Annotated in this window: 17 protein-coding genes; 9 read left to right on the top strand and 8 right to left on the bottom strand. The window is 72.1% G+C overall.

The annotated features are described in order from the left end of the window. Position 1: 1 nt before the first annotated feature. Complete coding sequence (gene sdhD / locus VGT80_RS18090; protein ID WP_327458048.1) at positions 2-391, bottom strand: succinate dehydrogenase, hydrophobic membrane anchor protein; 390 nt, start codon at positions 389-391, stop codon at positions 2-4. A 2-nt stretch (positions 392-393) separates the two neighbouring features. After that, on the bottom strand, positions 394-801 hold the full coding sequence (gene sdhC / locus VGT80_RS18085) for a succinate dehydrogenase, cytochrome b556 subunit (protein WP_327458047.1): 408 nt from the start codon (positions 799-801) through the stop codon (positions 394-396). Between the two features lie 185 nt (positions 802-986). Between sdhC and VGT80_RS18080 the strand changes: the two genes are divergently transcribed. After that, entirely contained in the window at positions 987-1,868 is an 882-nt protein-coding gene (locus VGT80_RS18080; protein WP_327458046.1) for a LysR substrate-binding domain-containing protein, read from the top strand. Here the strand turns inward: VGT80_RS18080 and VGT80_RS18075 are convergent. The 3 genes from VGT80_RS18075 to zapE all read right to left on the bottom strand — a co-directional run bounded on the left by VGT80_RS18075 (position 1,865) and on the right by zapE (position 4,716). Further along, complete coding sequence (locus tag VGT80_RS18075) at positions 1,865-2,233, bottom strand: TfoX/Sxy family protein (RefSeq protein ID WP_327458045.1); 369 nt, start codon at positions 2,231-2,233, stop codon at positions 1,865-1,867. The genes VGT80_RS18080 and VGT80_RS18075 overlap by 4 nt on opposite strands. A 17-nt stretch (positions 2,234-2,250) precedes the next feature. Beyond that, positions 2,251-3,510, bottom strand: a complete 1,260-nt coding sequence (locus VGT80_RS18070) for a serine hydrolase domain-containing protein (RefSeq protein WP_327458044.1) — start codon at positions 3,508-3,510, stop codon at positions 2,251-2,253. Between the two features lie 81 nt (positions 3,511-3,591). Next, a complete protein-coding gene (zapE, locus tag VGT80_RS18065; protein ID WP_327458043.1) occupies positions 3,592-4,716 on the bottom strand; it encodes a cell division protein ZapE in 1,125 nt (374 codons plus the stop codon). An 89-nt stretch (positions 4,717-4,805) separates the two neighbouring features. On the opposite strand from zapE, the gene VGT80_RS18060 reads away from it, so the two are divergent. Beyond that, complete coding sequence (locus tag VGT80_RS18060; protein WP_327458042.1) at positions 4,806-5,054, top strand: hypothetical protein; 249 nt, start codon at positions 4,806-4,808, stop codon at positions 5,052-5,054. 7 nt (positions 5,055-5,061) lie between these two features. On the opposite strand, the gene VGT80_RS18055 is transcribed toward VGT80_RS18060, so the two are convergent. Both VGT80_RS18055 and VGT80_RS18050 read right to left on the bottom strand, forming a co-directional pair. After that, the gene (locus VGT80_RS18055; protein ID WP_327458041.1) at positions 5,062-5,697 is read right to left on the bottom strand and encodes a hypothetical protein; all 636 of its coding nucleotides are present in this window, start codon (positions 5,695-5,697) and stop codon (positions 5,062-5,064) included. 4 nt (positions 5,698-5,701) lie between these two features. Beyond that, entirely contained in the window at positions 5,702-7,198 is a 1,497-nt protein-coding gene (locus VGT80_RS18050; RefSeq protein WP_327458040.1) for a CoA-acylating methylmalonate-semialdehyde dehydrogenase, read from the bottom strand. An 80-nt stretch (positions 7,199-7,278) separates the two neighbouring features. Between VGT80_RS18050 and VGT80_RS18045 the strand changes: the two genes are divergently transcribed. Genes VGT80_RS18045 through trxA form a run of 7 tightly spaced genes read left to right on the top strand, consistent with a single transcriptional unit; the run spans position 7,279 to position 17,354 of the window. Beyond that, positions 7,279-8,151 carry a 1-acyl-sn-glycerol-3-phosphate acyltransferase gene (locus VGT80_RS18045; protein WP_327458039.1) on the top strand — a complete coding sequence of 291 codons (873 nt, stop codon included), beginning with the start codon at positions 7,279-7,281 and terminating at the stop codon, positions 8,149-8,151. Next, positions 8,148-8,603: a tRNA (adenosine(37)-N6)-threonylcarbamoyltransferase complex ATPase subunit type 1 TsaE gene (gene tsaE, locus VGT80_RS18040; protein WP_327458038.1), complete on the top strand. Its 456-nt coding sequence runs from the start codon at positions 8,148-8,150 to the stop codon at positions 8,601-8,603. Before VGT80_RS18045 ends, tsaE begins: the two co-directional genes overlap by 4 nt. Then, positions 8,593-9,678, top strand: a complete 1,086-nt coding sequence (amgK, locus tag VGT80_RS18035; RefSeq protein ID WP_327458037.1) for an N-acetylmuramate/N-acetylglucosamine kinase AmgK — start codon at positions 8,593-8,595, stop codon at positions 9,676-9,678. Before tsaE ends, amgK begins: the two co-directional genes overlap by 11 nt. Beyond that, positions 9,675-10,409, top strand: coding sequence for a nucleotidyltransferase family protein (locus VGT80_RS18030; protein ID WP_327458036.1), 735 nt, complete (start codon positions 9,675-9,677; stop codon positions 10,407-10,409). The genes amgK and VGT80_RS18030 overlap by 4 nt, the downstream gene beginning before the upstream one ends. After that, complete coding sequence (gene addB, locus VGT80_RS18025; protein ID WP_327458035.1) at positions 10,406-13,444, top strand: double-strand break repair protein AddB; 3,039 nt, start codon at positions 10,406-10,408, stop codon at positions 13,442-13,444. The genes VGT80_RS18030 and addB overlap by 4 nt, the downstream gene beginning before the upstream one ends. Beyond that, a complete protein-coding gene (addA, locus tag VGT80_RS18020; RefSeq protein ID WP_327458034.1) occupies positions 13,441-16,965 on the top strand; it encodes a double-strand break repair helicase AddA in 3,525 nt (1,174 codons plus the stop codon). The genes addB and addA overlap by 4 nt, the downstream gene beginning before the upstream one ends. Positions 16,966-17,015: 50 nt before the next feature. Then, the gene (gene trxA / locus VGT80_RS18015) at positions 17,016-17,354 is read left to right on the top strand and encodes a thioredoxin TrxA (protein ID WP_327458033.1); all 339 of its coding nucleotides are present in this window, start codon (positions 17,016-17,018) and stop codon (positions 17,352-17,354) included. Between the two features lie 42 nt (positions 17,355-17,396). Here the strand turns inward: trxA and VGT80_RS18010 are convergent, their stop codons facing one another. Further along, positions 17,397-18,713 carry a folylpolyglutamate synthase/dihydrofolate synthase family protein gene (locus VGT80_RS18010; protein ID WP_327458032.1) on the bottom strand — a complete coding sequence of 439 codons (1,317 nt, stop codon included), beginning with the start codon at positions 18,711-18,713 and terminating at the stop codon, positions 17,397-17,399. Positions 18,714-18,718: the final 5 nt, after the last annotated feature.

Below are 18,718 nucleotides of genomic sequence, written 5' to 3'. Positions count from 1 at the left end.
GTCAGACAGCGCCTCCGAGCGCGACTTTCAGGATCGAGAAGACGGCCAGCGCCCCGGCCAGCCCGCAGACGAAGAGGTTGAGGATCAGCAGGGCGCTCTTGTTCAGCGTCACGTGGATGTAGTCCTCGATCACCACGCGCAGCCCCGACTGCATGTGCCAAAAGCTGATGACGAACAGCAGCACCATGAGCGTGGCGTTCAGCGGATCGGAGACCCAGGCGACCGCCGCGCCATAGTCCCCAGCGGCCAGCCTCAGGACCCCGAACACGCCCCACAGCGTCAGCGGGATCAGGGCCACGGCCCCCACCCGCTCGGAGATCCAGTGGCCGACGCCGTGCTTGGCGGAGCCGAGGCCGCGGGCGCGGCCCAGCGGCGTGCGATAGCTGACCATCTTCAGAGCGCTCCGGTCATGGCGGCGATGGCCCAGACGGCGGCGCTCGCCGCGGCCGCGAAGGCGAAGATCACGATGGAGGTGGCGTTGGCGGTCTTCAGGTCGAAGCCCTTGCCGATGTCCCACACCAGATGCCGGACGCCGTTGGCCAGGTGGTAGAAGAAGCTGAGCGTCAGGCCGAACATCACGACCTTGCCGAGCGGCGAGCCCAGCAGGTGCTTGAAGTTGGCGTAGGTTTCCGGCCCCCGCGCCAGCGAGATCGCCCAGGCCGCGCCGATCAGCGCGCCGACATAGAGCGCGACGCCGGTCGCCCGGTGCAGGATCGAGGTGGCCATGGTGATGTGCCAGCGCCAGATCGACAGATGCGGCGACAGCGGCCGTTCGCGAGGGACCTTGGTCGTGTCGCTCATGGTCTTCAGGCTCCCGCGTCCGCATCGACCCGGCGCTTTTAGACCCGCGCCCGGAGCTGTCAACGAAGGCCGGACGACCACCTGCCGCCCTTCGCCAACGCCGAACCTTGAACGCCGTTTCGGCCCTGACGGCAATGCGTGTTTGCTGTAGTCTTCCTTCGCGAAAGGCGAAGGATGCGCCCAGGATGCGCTACGACCTGATCGACCTGAAGCTGTTCTGCGACGTGGTCGACGCCGGCTCCATCACCGCCGGCGCGGAGAAGGCCGCCCTGGCGCTGGCCGCCGCCTCGACCCGCGTCCGACGGATGGAGGAGGCGCTGGGCGCGCCGCTGCTCACCCGCTCGCGGCAGGGCGTCACCCCCACCGAGGCCGGCCGCACGCTCCTCAAGCACGCGCGGACCATGCTGGCCCAGAGCGCGCGGCTGAAGGAAGACCTCGGCGCCTTCGCCGGCGGCATGAGCGGCGAGGTGCGGCTGCTGGCCAACACCAACGCCCTCACCGAATTCCTGCCCGAGGCGCTGTCGTCCTTCCTGGCCGCGCACCCGCAGGTCAGCGTCGACCTGGAGGAGCGGCTGTCGGACGAGATCGTCGGCCTCGTTGCGGAAGGCGTCGCCGACATTGGCATCGTCGCCGGCACCGTCGACGTGGGCGCCCTCGTCACCTATCCGTTCCGCTCCGACCGCTTCGTGGTGGTCACCGCCGCCGACCATCCGCTGGCGCGCCGCCCGTCCGTCAGCTTCGCCGAGGTGCTGGACTTCGAGTTCGTGGGGCTTGAGCGCTCCAGCTCCCTGCAGCGCTTCCTCGCCGCCCGCGCCGCGCGCGAAGGCCGGCCGCTGCGCCTGCGCGTCCAGCTGCGCAGCTTCGACGCGGTCTGCCGCCTGGTGGAATGCGGCGTGGGCGTCGGCATCGTCCCCCAGACCACCGCGGCGCGGGCCGTCAAGACCATGGCCCTGGGCGTCGTCGACCTCACCGACGACTGGGCGCTGCGCGAGCTGACCATCGTCGTCCGCGCCGAGGCGGAGCTCCGCCCCTATGCGCGGCAGCTGGTGGAGAGCCTCAGGGCCTAGGGCTTCTTTGGGCGCGTGGTGGCCTTCGGCTTCAGCGACTTGGCATAGGCGTAGCTCGCAGCGACGAAGCGCGCCATGCGCCCGGTGTCGGCGAACACCCCCGCCGGAACCTCGACATATTCCGGCCGGACGACGCCGTACGACACCTGAAGCCGCGCGCCGGGCGCCTCCAGCAGAGCTTCTCGTTCAGCTGGGGGCAAGCGTAGCGCCAGCATCCCCTCCGCCGTGAGCATCGAGAACATGTTGCCGTTCACGGCGGTGTAGGGGAAGGCGGCGCCCTTGCGCTCCACGTCCGACAGGCCGGCGATCAGGGCCTCGTACTGCGCCACCTGTTCCGGCGGCGCCTTGGCGGCAGGCTTGGCCATGGGTGAGGCTCCGATCTTCAGCCCTTGGGATCGGTCAGAGCCGCGGCCACGGCCTTGGCGCTGATCTCGCGGTTCGGCGGCGTGCCCTGTCCCGGCGTCGATCCGTTCAGGTTCTGGACCATGCCGATGACGATCATGTCGTGGTCCGGATCGATCCAGAACCAGGTCCCGAACGCGCCGCCCCAGTAGAAGCTGTCCTGCGCCTGGCTGGTGTGATTGGCCGCCTGGTCCATGACGATGGCGAAGTCGACGCCGAAGCCGAGGCCGCGGGTGTCGGGGCTGTAGAGGGTGACGTTGACGCCCGGATTCAAGAGGTTGGTGTGCATCAGCCTGACCGTGTCAGCCTTGAGGTAGCGTCGGCCGCCCGCCTGACCGCCGTTCAGGATCATCTGGGTGAACCTGAAATAGTCCGGCGCCGTCGAGACCAGCCCGCCGGAGCCGGAGAGGAACTGCGGCGGCGATGTGCGGACGTTGTTGGTGGCGCTCTGCGGGACGACCTTGCCGTCCTTGTAGACGTGGATGGCGGCGCAGCGGGCGACCTTGGACGGATCGACGTAGAAGCCGGTGTCGGCCATGCCCAGCGGACCGAACAGGCGGCTTTGCATGAAGTGGTCGAGCCGCTGGCCGGACAGCTTCTGGACGACGTAGCCCTGGATGTCGACGCTCGGTCCATAGCGCCAGTCGGTGCCCGGCTGGAAGGCGAGCGGCAACTTGGCCAGCTTGTCGATCATGCCCTGCAGATCGCTCTCCTGCAGCTTCGCGCCTGCGTAGCCGGCCGAGCGGTCGAAGCCGGCGGAATGGCTGACCAGCTGCTTCATCAGCATCGGGGACGTCTGGTCCACGAGGGAGCCGCTGGCGTCCCTGACCTTCAGGCCCGCGAATTCCGGGATGTGCTTGGAGACCGGGTCGTCGAACTTCCACCTGCCCTCTTCCCACAGCATCATCATCGCCGTTCCGATGGTGGGCTTGGTCATGGACGCGATGCGGAAGATGGAGTCGGGCTTCACCGGGGCGGGCTCGGCGGCGTTGAGCTTCCCGTAGGCGTCCAGATGGGCGACCTTGCCGTGCCGGGCGACCAGGGTGACGACGCCGGCCAGCTTCTGCTGATCGACCAGGGCGTGGAACTGGTCGTCCATGGCCTTCAGGCCCGCCGGCGAGAAGCCAAGCGATCGTGGCGTGGCCATCGGCAGTTGCGCCAGCGCCGGAAAGCCGGCGGCGGCGAACGGGGTTGCGGCCAGCGCTTCAAGCAGGCGGCGGCGCGACAGCGTCCTGGACATCTTGGTTAGCCTCCCATTTCGGCGAAGCTTACGGGCGAAGGGGCGGACGCAACAAGCGCGGGGCGCCTGGCAGAGGGCGGGCTAGGCCACCTCGTTTAGCCAGTCCGCCGAGCGCATCTCCTGCAGGCGTGACGCCGTGCGCTCGAATTCGAAGGCGCCGTCACCCTCCGGATAGAGCTGGAAGGGCTCCGCTTCGGCCAGCACGATCAGCCGGGCGCGCGCCTCGTAGAGGGCGTCGATCAGGATCACCAGCCGCCGCGCCTCCTCCCGCCGGTTGGCCGTCAGCTTCGGCACGTCCTCAAGGAACACCGTGTGGAAGGCCTCGGCGATCGCCAGGTAGTCGTTGGGGCCAAGCGCGACCGAACAGAGGCTCGCGAAGCTCGCCCGCACCATGCCGCCGGCCGCGTGGGGCAGGGTGATCTTGCGGCCCAGCACCTCGATCGTCGCGCCGCGTTCCTCGTCCTTGCCCAGCATGTCGCGCCACAGCGCCTCGAAGGTCCGCTGGTTGTCCGGGTCGGCGGGCGAAAACCAGGTCCCGGCCGCGCGGAGCCGGTCGAGCCGGTAGTCCTTGGCGCCGGCCACCTCGACGACCTCGACCTTCGACGTCAGGAGGTCGATGAACGGCAGGAAGAGCTGGCGGTTGAGGCCGTTCCTGTAGAGCTCGTCGGGATGGCGGTTGGAGGTGGCGACCAGGGTCACGCCGCGGGCGAACAGCGCTTCGAACAGCCGACCCAGGATCATGGCGTCGGCAATGTCGGTGACCTGGAATTCGTCGAAGCACAGCAGTCGCGCCTCGCCCGCCACCACGTCGGCCAGGGGCGGGATCGGGTCGTCCCCCTTGTGTTGGCCGAAGCGGGCCTTGCGCGCCGCCGCGTCGCCCTTGCGCCAGGCGTCGATCAGCCGATGCACCTCGCCCATGAAGAGATGGAAGTGGGTCCGCCGCTTCGAGGTCGTGGGCGCGGCCTCGAAGAACAGGTCCATGAGCATGGACTTGCCCCGCCCCACCGGCCCCCAGAGATAGACGCCGCGCGGCGCCGTCTCCGCCGCCTTGCGGAACAGCCGCGTCAGCCCGCCCGCCGCCGGCTGGTCGGCGAGCTCGGCCTCCAGCCGCAGCAGCGCCTGCAGCCCCGCCTGCTGCCCGGGATCGGCGGCGATCTCGCCCTTGGCCAGGCGCTTGTCGTAGGCGGCTTGCAGGGCGGAGGCCATCGCCTCCCCGCCTAGCCGGGCTGAGCCGGCCATGCAAGGAACGGGGCGCGCGCCTGAGGGTTGGGACCATAGGCAGAAGGAGACCCGCCATGGCTCAAGACGATCGCACCTTCCGCACCTCCACCCCCGAGGCCAACCGCGCCGAGACGCAAGGGTTGGGCGTGGGGCAGAGGGAACTCGACGCCCAGCGCTCCCCCGGCGAGCCGGACGGACTCCTCGACGAGGACATCGAGACCGACGAAACCCCCTCGCGGCGGGGGCTGAAGACCGAGGCCGAGCGCGGCCAGGGCGCCAAGACCCGTCAGCTCAACAAGGACATCGTCAGCCGGCGGACCTAGGCGCGGCTCAGCCGCCGACCTCACGCCGCACGAATCGCCAGGTCTGCGGCGCCTGGCAGGCGCAGGCGCGCATCTCGCCCTTGCCGTTCCACCAGACGAGGATGGGGTAGGCGAACCTGACGCCGTTGTCCTTGAGCAGCGGCGTCAGCCGCGCGACCACCTGGCGACCGCTCTCAACGATGGCCGTGCGCCCCATGTCGCCGTCGGCCGCAGGCACGCCCGGCGCGGTCCAGCCCGCCGCCGGCGCCTTCTCCCAGCGATCGAGCAGGCCGCGGTCGCGGGCGATCCACAGCTGCGCCACCGTGGCCCGTTCGGCCGGGGTCGACTGCGCCTGGCCGTTGGCGTCGACCGGGGCCAGCGCGATCACCCGGGTGTCGACGCCGCGATCGCGCAAGCCGGGCAGCAGGTCGGCGCGCAGGCCGTCGCAACCCGCGCAGGCATGCGGCGCCAGCACATAGAGCTTCGCCCCCTTGCCGCCGCCGGAAACCCAGCCCGAGGCCTGGAGCAAGGCCGAGATCTCGGCCTGATGACGGGTGATGGTCTTGGGCCGCCAGCGCAGCTCGAAGTTCCACAGCGCCCAGACCCCGGCGACGCAGACCGCCAGGATCAGGAAAATCGAGGCCCAGAGCTTGAGGCGGCCCATGGGCTTACTTCATCGTCGGGATGACGAAGGCTGAGTCCTCGACCGAGCCCTCGGGCCAGCGAGCGGTGATCGTCTTCACCTTGGTGTAGAACCGCACGCCTTCCATGCCATGCTGGTTCACGTCGCCGAAGGCCGAGCGCTTCCAGCCGCCGAAGGTGTGGTAGGCGACCGGCACCGGGATCGGCACATTGATGCCCACCATGCCGACGTTGACGCGGGCGGCGAACTCGCGGGCCGCGCGGCCGTTGCGGGTGAAGATGGCGACGCCGTTCCCGTACTGGTGCGACGAGGGCAGCTCGAGCGCCTCCTCGAAGGTCTCGGCGCGGACGATCTGCAGCACCGGCCCGAAGATCTCCTCCTGATAGGTGCGCATCGTGGGCTTCACCTGGTCGAACAGGGTCGGGCCGATGAAGAAGCCGTTCTCGTAGCCCTGAAGCTTGAACCCCCGTCCGTCGGCGACCAGCTCGGCGCCTTCGTCGACCCCCATCTGGATGTAGTCCTCGATCCGCTGCTTGTGGGCGGCGGTGACCACCGGGCCGTACTGCGCCGCGGCGTCCGTCGAGACGCCCACCTTGAGGCTGTCGATCTCGGCGAGCACGCGCTCCCGGACCTCGTCGGCGGTTTGCTTGCCGACCGGGACGACCACCGGCAGGGCCATGCAGCGCTCGCCGGCCGAGCCATAGGCCGCGCCGATGATGTCCTTGGTCGCCTGCTCCAGGTCGGCGTCGGGCAGGATGATCCCGTGGTTCTTGGCCCCGCCCATGGCCTGCACGCGCTTGCCCGCCGCCGTGCCGCGCGAATAGACGTAGGACGCGATGTCCGAGGAGCCGACGAAGCTGACCGCCTTGATGTCCGGGTGGTCGAGGATGGCGTCGACCGCGGTCTTGTCGCCGTGCACCACGTTCAGCACGCCCTTCGGCGCGCCGGCCTCCATCATCAGCTCGGCCAGCCGCATCGGCACGCTCGGGTCCTTCTCCGAGGGCTTCAGGATGAAGGAGTTGCCCACCGCGATGGCGATGCCGAACATCCACATCGGGATCATCGCGGGGAAGTTGAACGGCGTGATGCCCGCCGCCACGCCCAGCGGCTGGCGCATGGAATAGACGTCGATCCCCGGTCCGGCGCCTTCGGTGTATTCGCCCTTCAGCGCATGCGGGATGCCGCAGGCGAACTCGATGACCTCCAGGCCGCGCTGCACGTCGCCCTTCGAGTCGGCGATGACCTTGCCGTGCTCGGCGGACAGCATCTCGGCCAGCTGGTCCATATTGGCTTCGACCAGCCGCTTGAAGTCGAACATGACGCGGGCCCGCCGCTGCGGGTTGACCAGGGCCCAGGTCTGCTGGGCCCGCAGGGCCGAGGCCACGGCCTTGCCGACCTCCGCCTCGCTGGCCAGCGCCACGCGGGCCTGCACCTCGCCGGTGTTGGGGTTGAAGATGTCGGAGAACCGACCGCTCGTCCCGGCGACTGAGGCGCCGTCGATGAAGTGGGTGATGTCACGCATGGCGCGCGTTTTAGGACGAGAGTCGCCGTCCGACTAGAGCGGCTTGCTCGCCTCGTGCGGCGCGGGGCATCCTGACGCTCATGACGGCCGTTTCGCCCGCCCAGGTCCTGCCCCGCGCCGGCGCGGAGAAGCACATCATCGACGTGCTGATCGAGGAGCGCGCGCCCAAGCTTTCGGCCTCGCCCGCCTGGCCGATCGTGCGGCCGATGCTCTACCGCCTGCTGGACTACGCCAAGGCGCGGCGCATGGCCGATGCGATCCAGTTCATGGCAGGGCGCGAGGCGCTGGAATTTGTCTCGGACCTCCTGGCCCTGAAGGTGGGGGTCCAGGGCCTGGAGCGCGTGCCCCGCGCGGGACGCCTGGTGGTGGTCTGCAACCACCCGACGGGCATCGCCGACGGCGTCGCGGTCTATGACGCGCTGAAGGCCGTCCGCCCCGACATCTGCTTCTACGCCAACTCCGACGCCCACCGGGTCGCCCCGCGCCTGGAGGAGGTGCTGATCCCCGTGGAATGGGTGGAGGCCAAGCGCACCCGCGAGCGCACGCGGCTGACGCTGCAGCGCACCCACGAGGCCCTGGACGCCGAGCGCTGCCTGGTGATCTTCCCCTCGGGCCGGCTGGCCCGGCGCGGCGCCGATGGCCAGCTCACCGATCCGCCCTGGGCGGCCACCGCGGTGTCGCTGGCCCGCCGCCAGGGCGCGCCGGTCACGCCGCTGCATGTCGCCGGACCCTGGTCGGCCCTGTTCCACTTCTTCAACAACTTCTCGCCGGAGCTGCGCGACGTCACCCTGTTCCACGAACTGCTCAACAAGCAGGGCCGCCAGTTCACCCTGACCCTCGGCGCCCCCATCCCGCCCGAGGCCCTGGCCGGCGAAGCCGCCGAGGTGGCGCTGCGCCTGAAGCACCATGTCGAGCGCGTCCTGCCGGTCGATCCGGGCCGGGCCTTCGCATGATCCTCGCCGATGAGGCCGCCACGGCCCGGCTCGGCGTCGCCATCGCCGCGATGCTGCAGCCGGGTGAGGCCGTCTGCCTCTCCGGCCCCCTGGGCGCCGGCAAGTCGACGCTGGCCCGCGCCCTGGTCCGCGCGCTCACCACCCCCACCGAGGAGGTCCCCTCGCCGACCTTCACCCTCGTGCAGTTCTACGAAGGGGCGCGACTGCGTGTCGCCCACTTCGACCTCTATCGGCTCTCGAACCCGGACGAAGCCTATGAGATCGGTCTGGACGAGGCGCTGGACGACGGGGCCGCGGTCATCGAGTGGCCGGAGCGGCTCGGGGGTCGGCTGCCGCAGGATCGACTCGATGTAGAGATCGCGCTCGATGATCCGGGGCGGTCCGTGCGACTGGTCCCCCACGGCGCCTGGAAGGGACGCAAGCTTGAGTTCGGCCAGGCAATTGGATCGTGAAGCCCTGAAGCGGGCGTTCCTCGAGGCCGCGGGCTTCGGGGCGGCGGTGCGCGAGCCGATGGGCGGCGACGCCTCGACGCGGCTCTACGAACGCCTGCGCCTGGCCTCGGGCGAGAGCTTCGTCTTCATGGACCAGCCCCCGGCCCTGGAGAGCGCGGTCTGTCCCCCGGGCGCCAGCGACGCCGAGCGCCTGGCCCTGGGCTATAACGCCGCCTCGCGACTGGCCGCGGGCTCGGTCGCCGCCTTCGTCACCGTCGCCGAATACCTGCGGTCCCTGGGCCTCTCGGCGCCGCGGATTCCGGCCTACGACATCGCCGAGGGCCTGGCGGTGCTGGAGGACCTGGGCGACGGCCTCTACGCCACCCTGATCGCCCAGGGCGCGCCGGAAGGCCCGCTCTACGAAGCCGCCGTCGAGGTGCAGGTGGTGCTGCATGCCGCCGCGCCGCCGGCCGTGCTGACCGCCAGGGCCGCGGCCTGGCCGCTGCTCAGCTACGACACCCTGGCCCTCAAGGTCGGGACCGACACCTTCCTGGAGTGGTGGCCGAGGTTCTCCGGCCTGGCCGAGTTCGATACCGCGGCGGTCGCCGAATGGGATGCGCTCTGGGCGCCGGTCTGGGTGCGCGGCGAGGCGGGCGCGACCGTCTTCACCCACCGCGACTACCACGCCCAGAACCTGCTCTGGCTGCCCGAGCGCTCCGGGGCCGGCCGGGTCGGCCTGCTGGACTTCCAGGACGCCCTTCGCGGACACCCGGCCTGGGATCTGACGCATCTCCTGCAGGACGCCCGCCGCGACGTCGACCCGGGGCTGGAGGCGGCCATGCTCGACCGCTATCTCGCCGCGCGGCCCGGCCTCGACGCGCCGGCGTTCCTGGCCGACTACCGGGCGCTCGCCGCCGCCAACGCCGCGCGCATCCTGGGCCGGGTGTTTGCGAGGCAAGCGCTGCTCGGCCGCTCGCAGTACAAGGCCTACATGCCGCGCACCTGGCGCTACCTCGAACGCAACCTGACCGACCCGGCGCTGGCGGACCTGAAGTCCTGGTTCGACCGCCACGTCCCGGCGCAGGCCCGGGCATGACCGCCGCCGCCGCCCCCGCCATCCGGACGGCCATGGTGCTGGCGGCCGGGCTCGGCACGCGCATGCGCCCGCTCACCGACCACCGGCCCAAGGCCCTCGTCGAGGTGGCCGGCAAGCCGCTGATCGACCACGTGCTGGACCGCCTGGCCGAGGCCGGCGTCGAGCGCGCCGTGGTCAATGTCCACCATTTCGCCGACCAGGTGGAAGCCCACCTGGCGAAGCGCCGGGACCTCGAGATCCTGATCTCCGACGAGCGGGCGGCCCTGCTGGACTCCGGCGGCGGCATCCAGCACGCCCGGCCGCTGCTGGGCGAGGCGCCCATCCTGCTCGCCAACATCGACAGCCTGTGGCTGGAGGACGGTCAGCCGGCGCTGGAGACGCTCAAGGCCGCCTGGGACGCAGGCCGCATGGATCTGGTCCTGCTGCTGGTGCAGCGCGGCCACGGCCTCGGCTTCGAGGGGCCGCAGGGCTTCTTCATGGACGCTGACGGCCGGCTCACCCACTCCACCTCTCCCGACGTGGTCACGCCCTTCGCCAACGTCGGCTTCGGGATCATGACTCCGCGCGCGCTGGACGGCCCGCCCACGGGCGCCTTCAGCATCTATCCCACCTGGCGGCGCCTGCAGTCGGAGGGCCGGCTCTACGGGGCGGCCATGAACGCCTTCTGGATGCACGTCGGCGACCCCGCCGCCCGCGACGCGGCCGAGGCGAGGCTCAAGGAGCTGACGTGAGCCCGCGGGACAGCCTTCCGGGCTTCCTTGATCGCCCCGCGCCGCGCTGGTTCAACATCCCGGCGCACCGGCCCTTCGTGCAGGACCTGGCGCGGGGCCTGCACGAGGCGCTCGGCCCGCTCGGCCCTGAAGCCCTCTCCCAAGCCACCGTCCTGACCCCGACGCGCCGCGGCGCCCGGGCCCTGGCCGACGCCTTCGTCACCGCCGCCGGCGGCCGCGCCGTCCTGCCGCCGCAGATGCGCCCGCTGGGCGACCTCGACGAGGGCGAGCCGCCCTTCGAGCCCGGCGACCTGGTGCTCGACCTGCCCGCGGCGATCGAGCCCCTCGCCCGCAGGTTCGAACTCACCCGGCTGGTCGCCGACCACGCCCATCACCTGAACCGCGACCTCACCGCGCCCGCCGCCCTGGAGCTCGCCGACGCGCTCGGCGGCTTCTTCGATAGCGCCCAGATCGAGGAGGTCGACCTCGCCGGCAAGCTCGAGACCCTGGTCGCCGCCGACCTCGCCGAGCACTGGCAGGTCAGCCGCATCTTCCTGGAAGCCGCCATCGTCGCCTGGCCCGCCCGGCTCGAAGTCCTGGGGCTCGCCGACGTCAGCGCCCGCCGCGTCGCCCTGCTGCGCCGCCTGGCCGGGGCCTGGACCGAGCGCCCGCCGAGCGGCGTGCTGATCGCGGCCGGCTCCACCGGCACGGCGCCGGCCACCCGCGCCCTGCTGACCGCCATCGCCGCCGCGCCTCAGGGCTGCGTCGTGCTGCCGGGCCTCGATCAGGACCTCGACGACACCGCCTGGGCCGAGGTGGGCGACCAGCATCCGCAGGGCGCGTTGAAGCGACTGCTGGCCGAAGCCGGCGTGGATCGCCGTTCCGTCGAGGAATGGCCCGCGTCCTTCGAGCTCGACGCCACCCGCGGCGCCCGCCAGCGGATCGTCAACGAGGCGCTGCGCCCGGCCGACCGCACCTCCGACTGGCTGGGGGTGATCGCCGATCTCAAGGCGCGCGGCGACCGGACCGGCGTCGACGAGATCGCCGCCGGCCTCGCCGGCCTCTCGCTGGTCAGCGCCCGCACCGAGGAGGAAGCGGCCACAGCCGCCGCTCTGCTGCTGCGCGAAACCCTGGAGACGCCCGAGCGGACCGCCGCCCTGGTCACCCCCGACCAGGCGCTGGCTCGCCGGGTCACCGCCAAGCTGGCGCGCTGGGGCGTGATCCCGGACTCCTCGGTGGGCGAGGCCCTGGCCGGGCGCCGCTGCGGCGTGCTGGCGGGCCTGGTCGCCCGCGCCGCCCTAGATCCCCTCGACCCCGTGGCCCTGCTCGGCCTCGTCAAGCATCCCTATGCGCGGTTCGGCTGGCCGGCGCAGCGGCTGGCGGCCGCCGCGGCGGGCGTGGAACGCCATGGCCTGCGCGGCGCCCGCCCGCAGAGCTGGGACCAGCTCGCCGCCCGGCTGGCGAAAGCCAAGGCGCCCGACGACGCCATCGATCTCGCCACTCGGCTGCAAGCCCTTGTCGAAGGCCTCGCCTGGCCCGCCGAAGCCGATGCGCCCGCCGCCGCCGCCCGCCGCCTGGCCGCCGCCATGGAGGCCGTGGCGGTCGACGACGCCGGATCGACCGGCGACCTCTGGGCGGGCCACGGCGGGGAGGCCATGGCCCGGCTGCTCGCCGCCCTGATCGCCGACCGGCGGCTGCCCGCCGCCGGGCCCCGCGCCTTCGCCGACCTCCTGGCCCGGCTGATGGACGGCGAGACGGTGCGCTCCGGCGGCGCCACCCATCCGCGCCTGCGCATCCTGGGCGCCATCGAGGCCCGCCTCGTGCGCGCCGACCGGCTGGTCGTGGCCGGCCTGGAAGAGGGCGTGTGGCCCCGCCCCGCGGCGCTCGATCCTTTTCTGTCGCGGCCCATGCGGCGCGAGCTGGGCCTGCCCTCGCCCGAGCGCCGCATCGGCCTCGCCGCCCACGACTTCGCCCAGGCCGCCTGCGCGCCGGAGGTGGTCCTGCTGCACACCGAGCGCCGGGAGGGCGCGCCCTCGGTGAAGTCCCGCTGGCTCTGGCGGTTGGAGACCCTCGCCCACGGCGCCCAGGCCGCCATCCCCGGCCGCGCCGATGTGCTCGCCTGGGCCCGGACCCTCGACGCCGGCGGCAAGCCGGAGCCCGCCCCGCGCCCCGCGCCGAGGCCGCCTGTGGCCGAGCGTCCGACCAAGCTGTTCGTCACCCGCATCGAGGCCCTGACGCGCGATCCCTATGCGGTCTGGGCGCGCGACATCCTGCAGCTGCGCGCGCTCGACCGGCCCGACCAGGCGATCGACGCGCGGGCCCGGGGCACGGCCATCCACCTGGCCTTCGAGCGGTTCGCCAGAAGCTTCCCCGAGGCGCTTCCCGCCGACGCCGCCGGGCGCTTCGAGAGCCTCTATCTGGAGGCCCTGCGCGAGGAAGGCGTGCCCGCCGAGGCGCTGGCCCGCGAGGCGGCCCTGGCCGGCGAGGCCGCCCGCTGGGTGGCCGACCTGGAGGCGCGGCGCCGCGCGGACGGCCGCGAGATCCATGTGGAAGCGACCGGCGAGATCACCCTGAAGATCGACGGTGAGGACTTCACCCTCGCCGCCAAGGCCGACCGCATCGAAATCGGGCCCGACGGCCTGGGCCATGTGCTCGACTTCAAGACCGGCCACGCGCCGTCGAAGAAGATGGTCGAGTTCGGCTTCTCGCCGCAGCTCACCCTGACCGCGGCCATCCTGCGTCTCGGCGGCTTCGAAGGGCTGCCCGCCGCGGAGCCGGGCGAGCTCACCTACCTCGAAGTCACCGGCCGCAGGCCCGCCGGCCGCGAGGAGGTCCGCGCCGCGCCGGGCGCCGACGGCAAGAAGGTCCTGGAAAGCCAGGCCGCGGTCGACGAGGCCCTGGCCGGCCTCGCCCGGCTGGTCGCCCACTACCGCGACCCGGCCCACGGCTACATCTCGCGCACCGCCCCGCAGTTCGTGCGCCAGTACGCTTCCGACTACGACCACCTGGCGCGCGTCTTCGAGTGGTCCACCAGCGGCGAAGGGGCTGAGGAATGAGCCTCACCGAGGCCCCGACCCCCACACGCGCCGCCGACCGCCGCGATCCCCAGGCCCGCGCCGCCGACCCGACCCTGTCGGTGTTCGTCACCGCCAATGCCGGCTCCGGCAAGACCAAGACCCTGATCGACCGCGTGGCGCGCCTGCTGCTGGCCGGCGCCGCGCCTGAGACCATCCTGTGCGTCACCTACACCAAGGCGGCCGCCGCCGAGATGCAGCGCCGCCTCTACGAACAGCTCGGCGACTGGTCGGTGATGGCCGGCGAGACGCTCGCAGAACGGCTCACGGCGCTGGTCGGCCAGCCGATCGACCCGCGCGACGAGGCCCGGCTGTCCGAGGCCCGCGCCCTGTTCGCCCGCGCCCTCGAGACCCCCGGCGGCCTGAAGATCCAGACCATCCACGCCTTCTGCGAGAAGCTCCTGCGCCGCTTCCCTCTGGAGGCCGGGGTTTCGCCGGGCTTCAGGGTGATGGACGATGCGGCCAGCGCCGCCGTGGCCGCCGCCGCCCGCCGCGACGTCGCCCGCCACGCCATGGCGCCCCTCTTGGGCAAGGAAGGCGGCGAGGTCGCCGAGGCCTATGCCCGGATGTCCATCGCCCTGGATTTCCAGGCCTTCGAGGCGATGTTCGGCGCCTTCGAGGCCCGCCGCGGCGCGCTCGCCGGCTTCTTCCAGCGCGAAGGCGGCCTGGCCGGCGCCAGGGCCTGGGTCTGGACCGCCTGCGGGTTCGACGCTCCGACCACGGTGGCAGCGCTTGCGCAGGACGGCGCGGCCCGCATCCGCCGCGACCAGTGGCGCGCCGCCGCCGAGGTCGCCGATGCGGGCGGCAAGCGCGACCAGACCTATGCCGCCCGGCTGCGCGCCGTCGCCGACGATCCCGACGCGCCCATCGAGACCGCCTTCGCGGCCATGTTCACCGACGGCGGCGACGGCAAGGAAGCCGACTGGTTCGCGGCGACCCGGTGCTTCGACGCCCATCCGGCGCTTCGGGCCTATCTGCTCAGCGAGCAGGCGCGGCTGGACGAACTGCGCGAATATATCCGCGCCGCCCAGGTGGCCGAGGACAGCGCCCATGCGCTCGCCCTCGCCGCGGCCTATCTCGAGGCCTACCGGATCGAGAAGCGGTTCGCCGGCGCCCTGGATTTCACCGACCTGATCGAGAAGGCCTGCCACCTGCTGCGCGACAGCGCGGCGGCCCAATGGGTGCTCTACAAGCTCGACGGCGGCATCGATCACATCCTGCTGGACGAGGCGCAGGACACCGCCCCTGACCAGTGGAGGATCGTCGACGCCCTCACCGACGAGTTCTTTGCCGGGGCCGGGCGCGCGCGGACCGGCCAGCTGGCGCGCAACCTGTTCGTGGTCGGCGACGAGAAGCAGTCGATCTATTCCTTCCAGGGCGCCCAGGCCGATCTGCTGATCAAGCAGTTCGAGGCCCATCTGGCGCGCGCTGCCGGCGCGCGGCGGGAGCTGCATCGGGTCGATCTCCTGACCTCCTGGCGCTCGACGCCGGAAGTCCTCTCCTTCGTCGACGCGGTCTTCGCCCCCGCCGAGCTATCGGCCGCGATCCAGCCGCGGCCCCAGCCCGAGCCGGTCCGCCACGAGGTCGCCCCCTATCGCGCCGCCCACGCCGGCTGCGTCGACGTCTGGCCGCTGGAGGCCGAGCCGGAGGTTCCCGAGCGCCGCGCCTGGGACGCCCCGCTGGACGCCCGGCCCGAGGACAGCGCCACCCGCACGCTCGCCCGCAAGATCGCCTGCGAGATCCGCGACCTGATCGCCCGCGGCGACGGGGTCTACGACAAGGACCTGAAGGATTGGCGGCCCGCAAAGCCCGGCGACGTGCTGATCCTGGTGCGCCGTAGGCGAGCCCTCTTCGAGGAGATCCTGCGGGCGCTGAAGCAGGAGAACATCCCCGTCGCCGGCGCCGACCGCCTCGCGCTCTCCGAGCACATCGTCTTCGACGACCTCCTGGGGCTCGCCCGCTTCGCCCTGTTCCCGGGCGACGAGCTGACCCTGTCGGCTCTGCTGCGCAGCCCGTTCTGCGACGTGAGCGACGACAGCCTCTACGACCTCGCCCATGGCCGGAAGCACGAGCCGCTGTGGGACCGCCTGCAGCGCCGGGCCGGCGAGCAGCCGGAGTGGGGGGCGGCCACCGCTTTCCTCAGCGCGGTCATCGCCGAGGCGGCGACCCGCAGGCCCTTCGAGTTCTACGGCCGGGTCATGGGCCTGACCGATGCGGCGGGCCGGTCCATGCGCGCGCGCCTGCTCCGCCGGCTGGGCGCCGAGGCGCAGGACGCGCTGGATGAGTTCCTCGCCCAGGTGATGGCCGCCGAGGCGCGCGGCGTGCACGACCTGGAGCGGCTGGCCTTCGACTTCGCCGGCCTGTCGATCACCGTGAAGCGCGAGATGGAGGCGGCGCGCGACGAGGTCCGGGTGATGACCGCCCATGGCGCCAAGGGCCTGGAGGCGCCGATCGTCATCCTGCCGGAGACCACGCTCTCCCAAGCCGCCCGCGGCTCGCCCCTGATGGAGACGGAAGACGGCGGATTCCTCTGGTGTGGCGCCAAGGATCGCGATTGCGAGCCCTCCGCCGCGGCCCGCGCGCGCCGCGCCAAACGCGAGGAGGACGAGGCCTACCGCCTGCTCTATGTGGCCCTCACCCGGGCCCGCGACCGTCTCATCCTTTGCGGCCGGCTGCCCAAGCGCGCCGACGAGGCCAAGCTCAAGGGTTGGTGGGGCGCGGTGCGCGACGCCCTGGGCCACGACGGCGTCGCCCCGCGGGTCCGCACGGTGGCCTGCGGCGGCATGGAGATCCTGCGCTACGGCCCCGATCCGACGGGCCGCCTCGCGGCGCCCGCGTCGGCCGCCGCGACGGTGGGGCTGCCCGCCTGGACCCGCGAGGCGGCCCCGGCCGAGACCTTCGGCCGCTACGCCTCGCCCTCGGACCTGGGCGAGGGCGCGCGCGTCGCCGCCCCCTCGCCGCTGGCCGCCTCGGGCGGGCTGGGCCGCTTCCGGCGCGGCGACCTGATCCACAAGCTCCTGCAGCTGCTGCCCGATCTGCCGGCGGATCGCCGCGCGCCGGGCGCCCAGGCCCTGCTCGGCCGCGAGCGCGATCTCACCGAGGCTCAAGCCTCCGAAATGGCCGCCGCGGCGCTCTCGGTGCTCGAGGATCCCCGCTTCGCCGAGGTGTTCGGCGAGGGCTCCCGCGCCGAGGTGGCCATCGCCGGCTCCGCCGCCGCCCTACCGGCCGGCCTCAAGGTCTCCGGCCGCATCGACCGCCTGGTGGTGCTGCCCGACCGGGTGCTGGTGGCCGACTTCAAGACCAACCGCCCCTCGCCCGCGACCATCGAGGCCGCCGACCCGGCCTATCTGCGCCAGATGGCGATCTACTGGGCGGTGCTGGCCGAGGTCTTCCCCGGCCGCCGCATCGAGGCGGCGCTGATCTGGACCGACGGGCCGAAACTCATGCCCGTGCCAGAAAACTTGATAAGGCAAAGCCTTGCCGGACTCGGGGCAAGCGGTTGATACCAGCCGGGCGGCCGCCTACATCGGCGGATCGATGAGGAGCGTAAGCCATGAGCAGCGTTAAGGTCACCGACGAGTCCTTCGAGGCCGACGTCCTGCAGGCCGACAAGCCGGTGCTGGTGGATTTCTGGGCCGAGTGGTGCGGACCCTGCAAACAGATCGCGCCCGCCCTCGAACAGATCGCCGACGAGTTCGCCGGCCGCGTGACCATCGCCAAGCTCAATATCGAGGAAAGCCCGACCACGCCCTCGCGCTACGGCGTGCGCGGCATCCCGACCATGATGCTCTTCAAGGGCGGCCAGATGGCCTCCATGAAGGTCGGCGCCATGCCCAAGGCCAAGATCGTCGAGTGGCTGACTGAAGCCGGCGTGGCCGACGCGGCGGCCTAAACGCTGCACTCATCCCTCCTCTTTAGGGGAGGGAAAATGTTCCTAGGTCGGCCAGGTCTCCGGGCTCATCGCCAGGACCTCGCCGGCGAAGTGCAGCCCCCCGCACACCAGCAGGTGCGGCGCGGGCCCCTCGCCGGCCAGCGCCTGGCGCACGCCTTCGCCCACATCGGCCACGATCTCGACGTCGAGCCCGGCCGCCAGCGCCGCGGCGGCGATGTCCTGCGCGGGCGCGGCGTTGGGGCTGTCGAAGGTGGTGGCGAAGACCTTGGGATGCATCTCGGCGAACGGCCGGAAGAAGCCCTCGGAATCCTTGCGGGCGAACATGCCGGCCACCAGCACCAGCGGCCGGGGGTCGCGGTCCACCAGCCGCGAGGCGGCCTCGGCGAGCGCGCGTCCGGCGTGCGGATTGTGCCCCCCGTCGAGCCACAGGTCCGAGCCCCGCGCCTTGGCGAGCGCCGCCAGCGGGCCCTTGGTCAGCCGCTGGAAGCGCGCCGGCCAGGACGCCGAGGACACCCCGCGGGCGATCGCCTCTTCGCTGAGGCCGTGGTCGAAGGTGAGCGCCGCGGCCACCGCCAGGCCGGCGTTCTCGAACTGGTGCCCGCCGAACAGGGCGGGCGGCGGCAGATCAAGCAGCCGGTCGGGCATCTGGACCATCAGCCGGCCGCGCTCCTCCCAGGCGTCGAAGTCGCGGCCCATGACGAACAGCGGGGCCATGCGGTCGTCGGCCTCGCGCTCGATGACCTCCAGCGCCTCGTCCATCTGGCGGGCGACCACCGCGGGCCGCCGGGCCTTGATGATCCCGGCCTTTTCCCAGGCGATCTTCCACAGCTCCGGGCCCAGCATCTCCAGGTGGTCGTAGTCGATGGGGGTGATCACGCTCACCGCCGGAGCGTCGAAGATGTTGGTGGCGTCGAACCGCCCGCCCAGCCCCACCTCGACGATGGCCAGGTCGGCCGGGGTCTCGGAGAAGGCCAGCAGGGCCAGCACCGTGGTGATCTCGAAGAAGCTGATCGGCTCGGCGCCGTTGGCCGCCTCGACGCGGGCGATCAGGTCCTCCAGCTCCGCATCGGTGATCAGCCGTCCGGCCAGCCGGATCCGCTCGGCGAAACGCACCAGGTGCGGCGAGGTGATGGCGTGCACCCGCAGGCCCGCGGCCTCGCCGATGGCCCTGAGGTAAGCCACCGTCGAGCCCTTGCCGTTGGTGCCGGCCACGTGGATCACCGGCGGCAGCTTCTTTTCCGGGTGGCCGAGCACGGCCAGCAGCCGTTCCACCCGGCCCGTGGTCAGGTCGATCAGCGTCGGGTGATTGGCGCGCAAACGCTGGATCACCGCGTCGGAGGCGCGGATGGGATCGTACATCGCAG

Origin of the sequence: Phenylobacterium sp. (assembly GCF_035944335.1) — a bacterium.
Taxonomy (GTDB): domain Bacteria; phylum Pseudomonadota; class Alphaproteobacteria; order Caulobacterales; family Caulobacteraceae; genus Phenylobacterium.
Note: the sequence above shows the minus strand (reverse complement) of the source record. Positions and strands in the feature narration are given on the sequence as shown.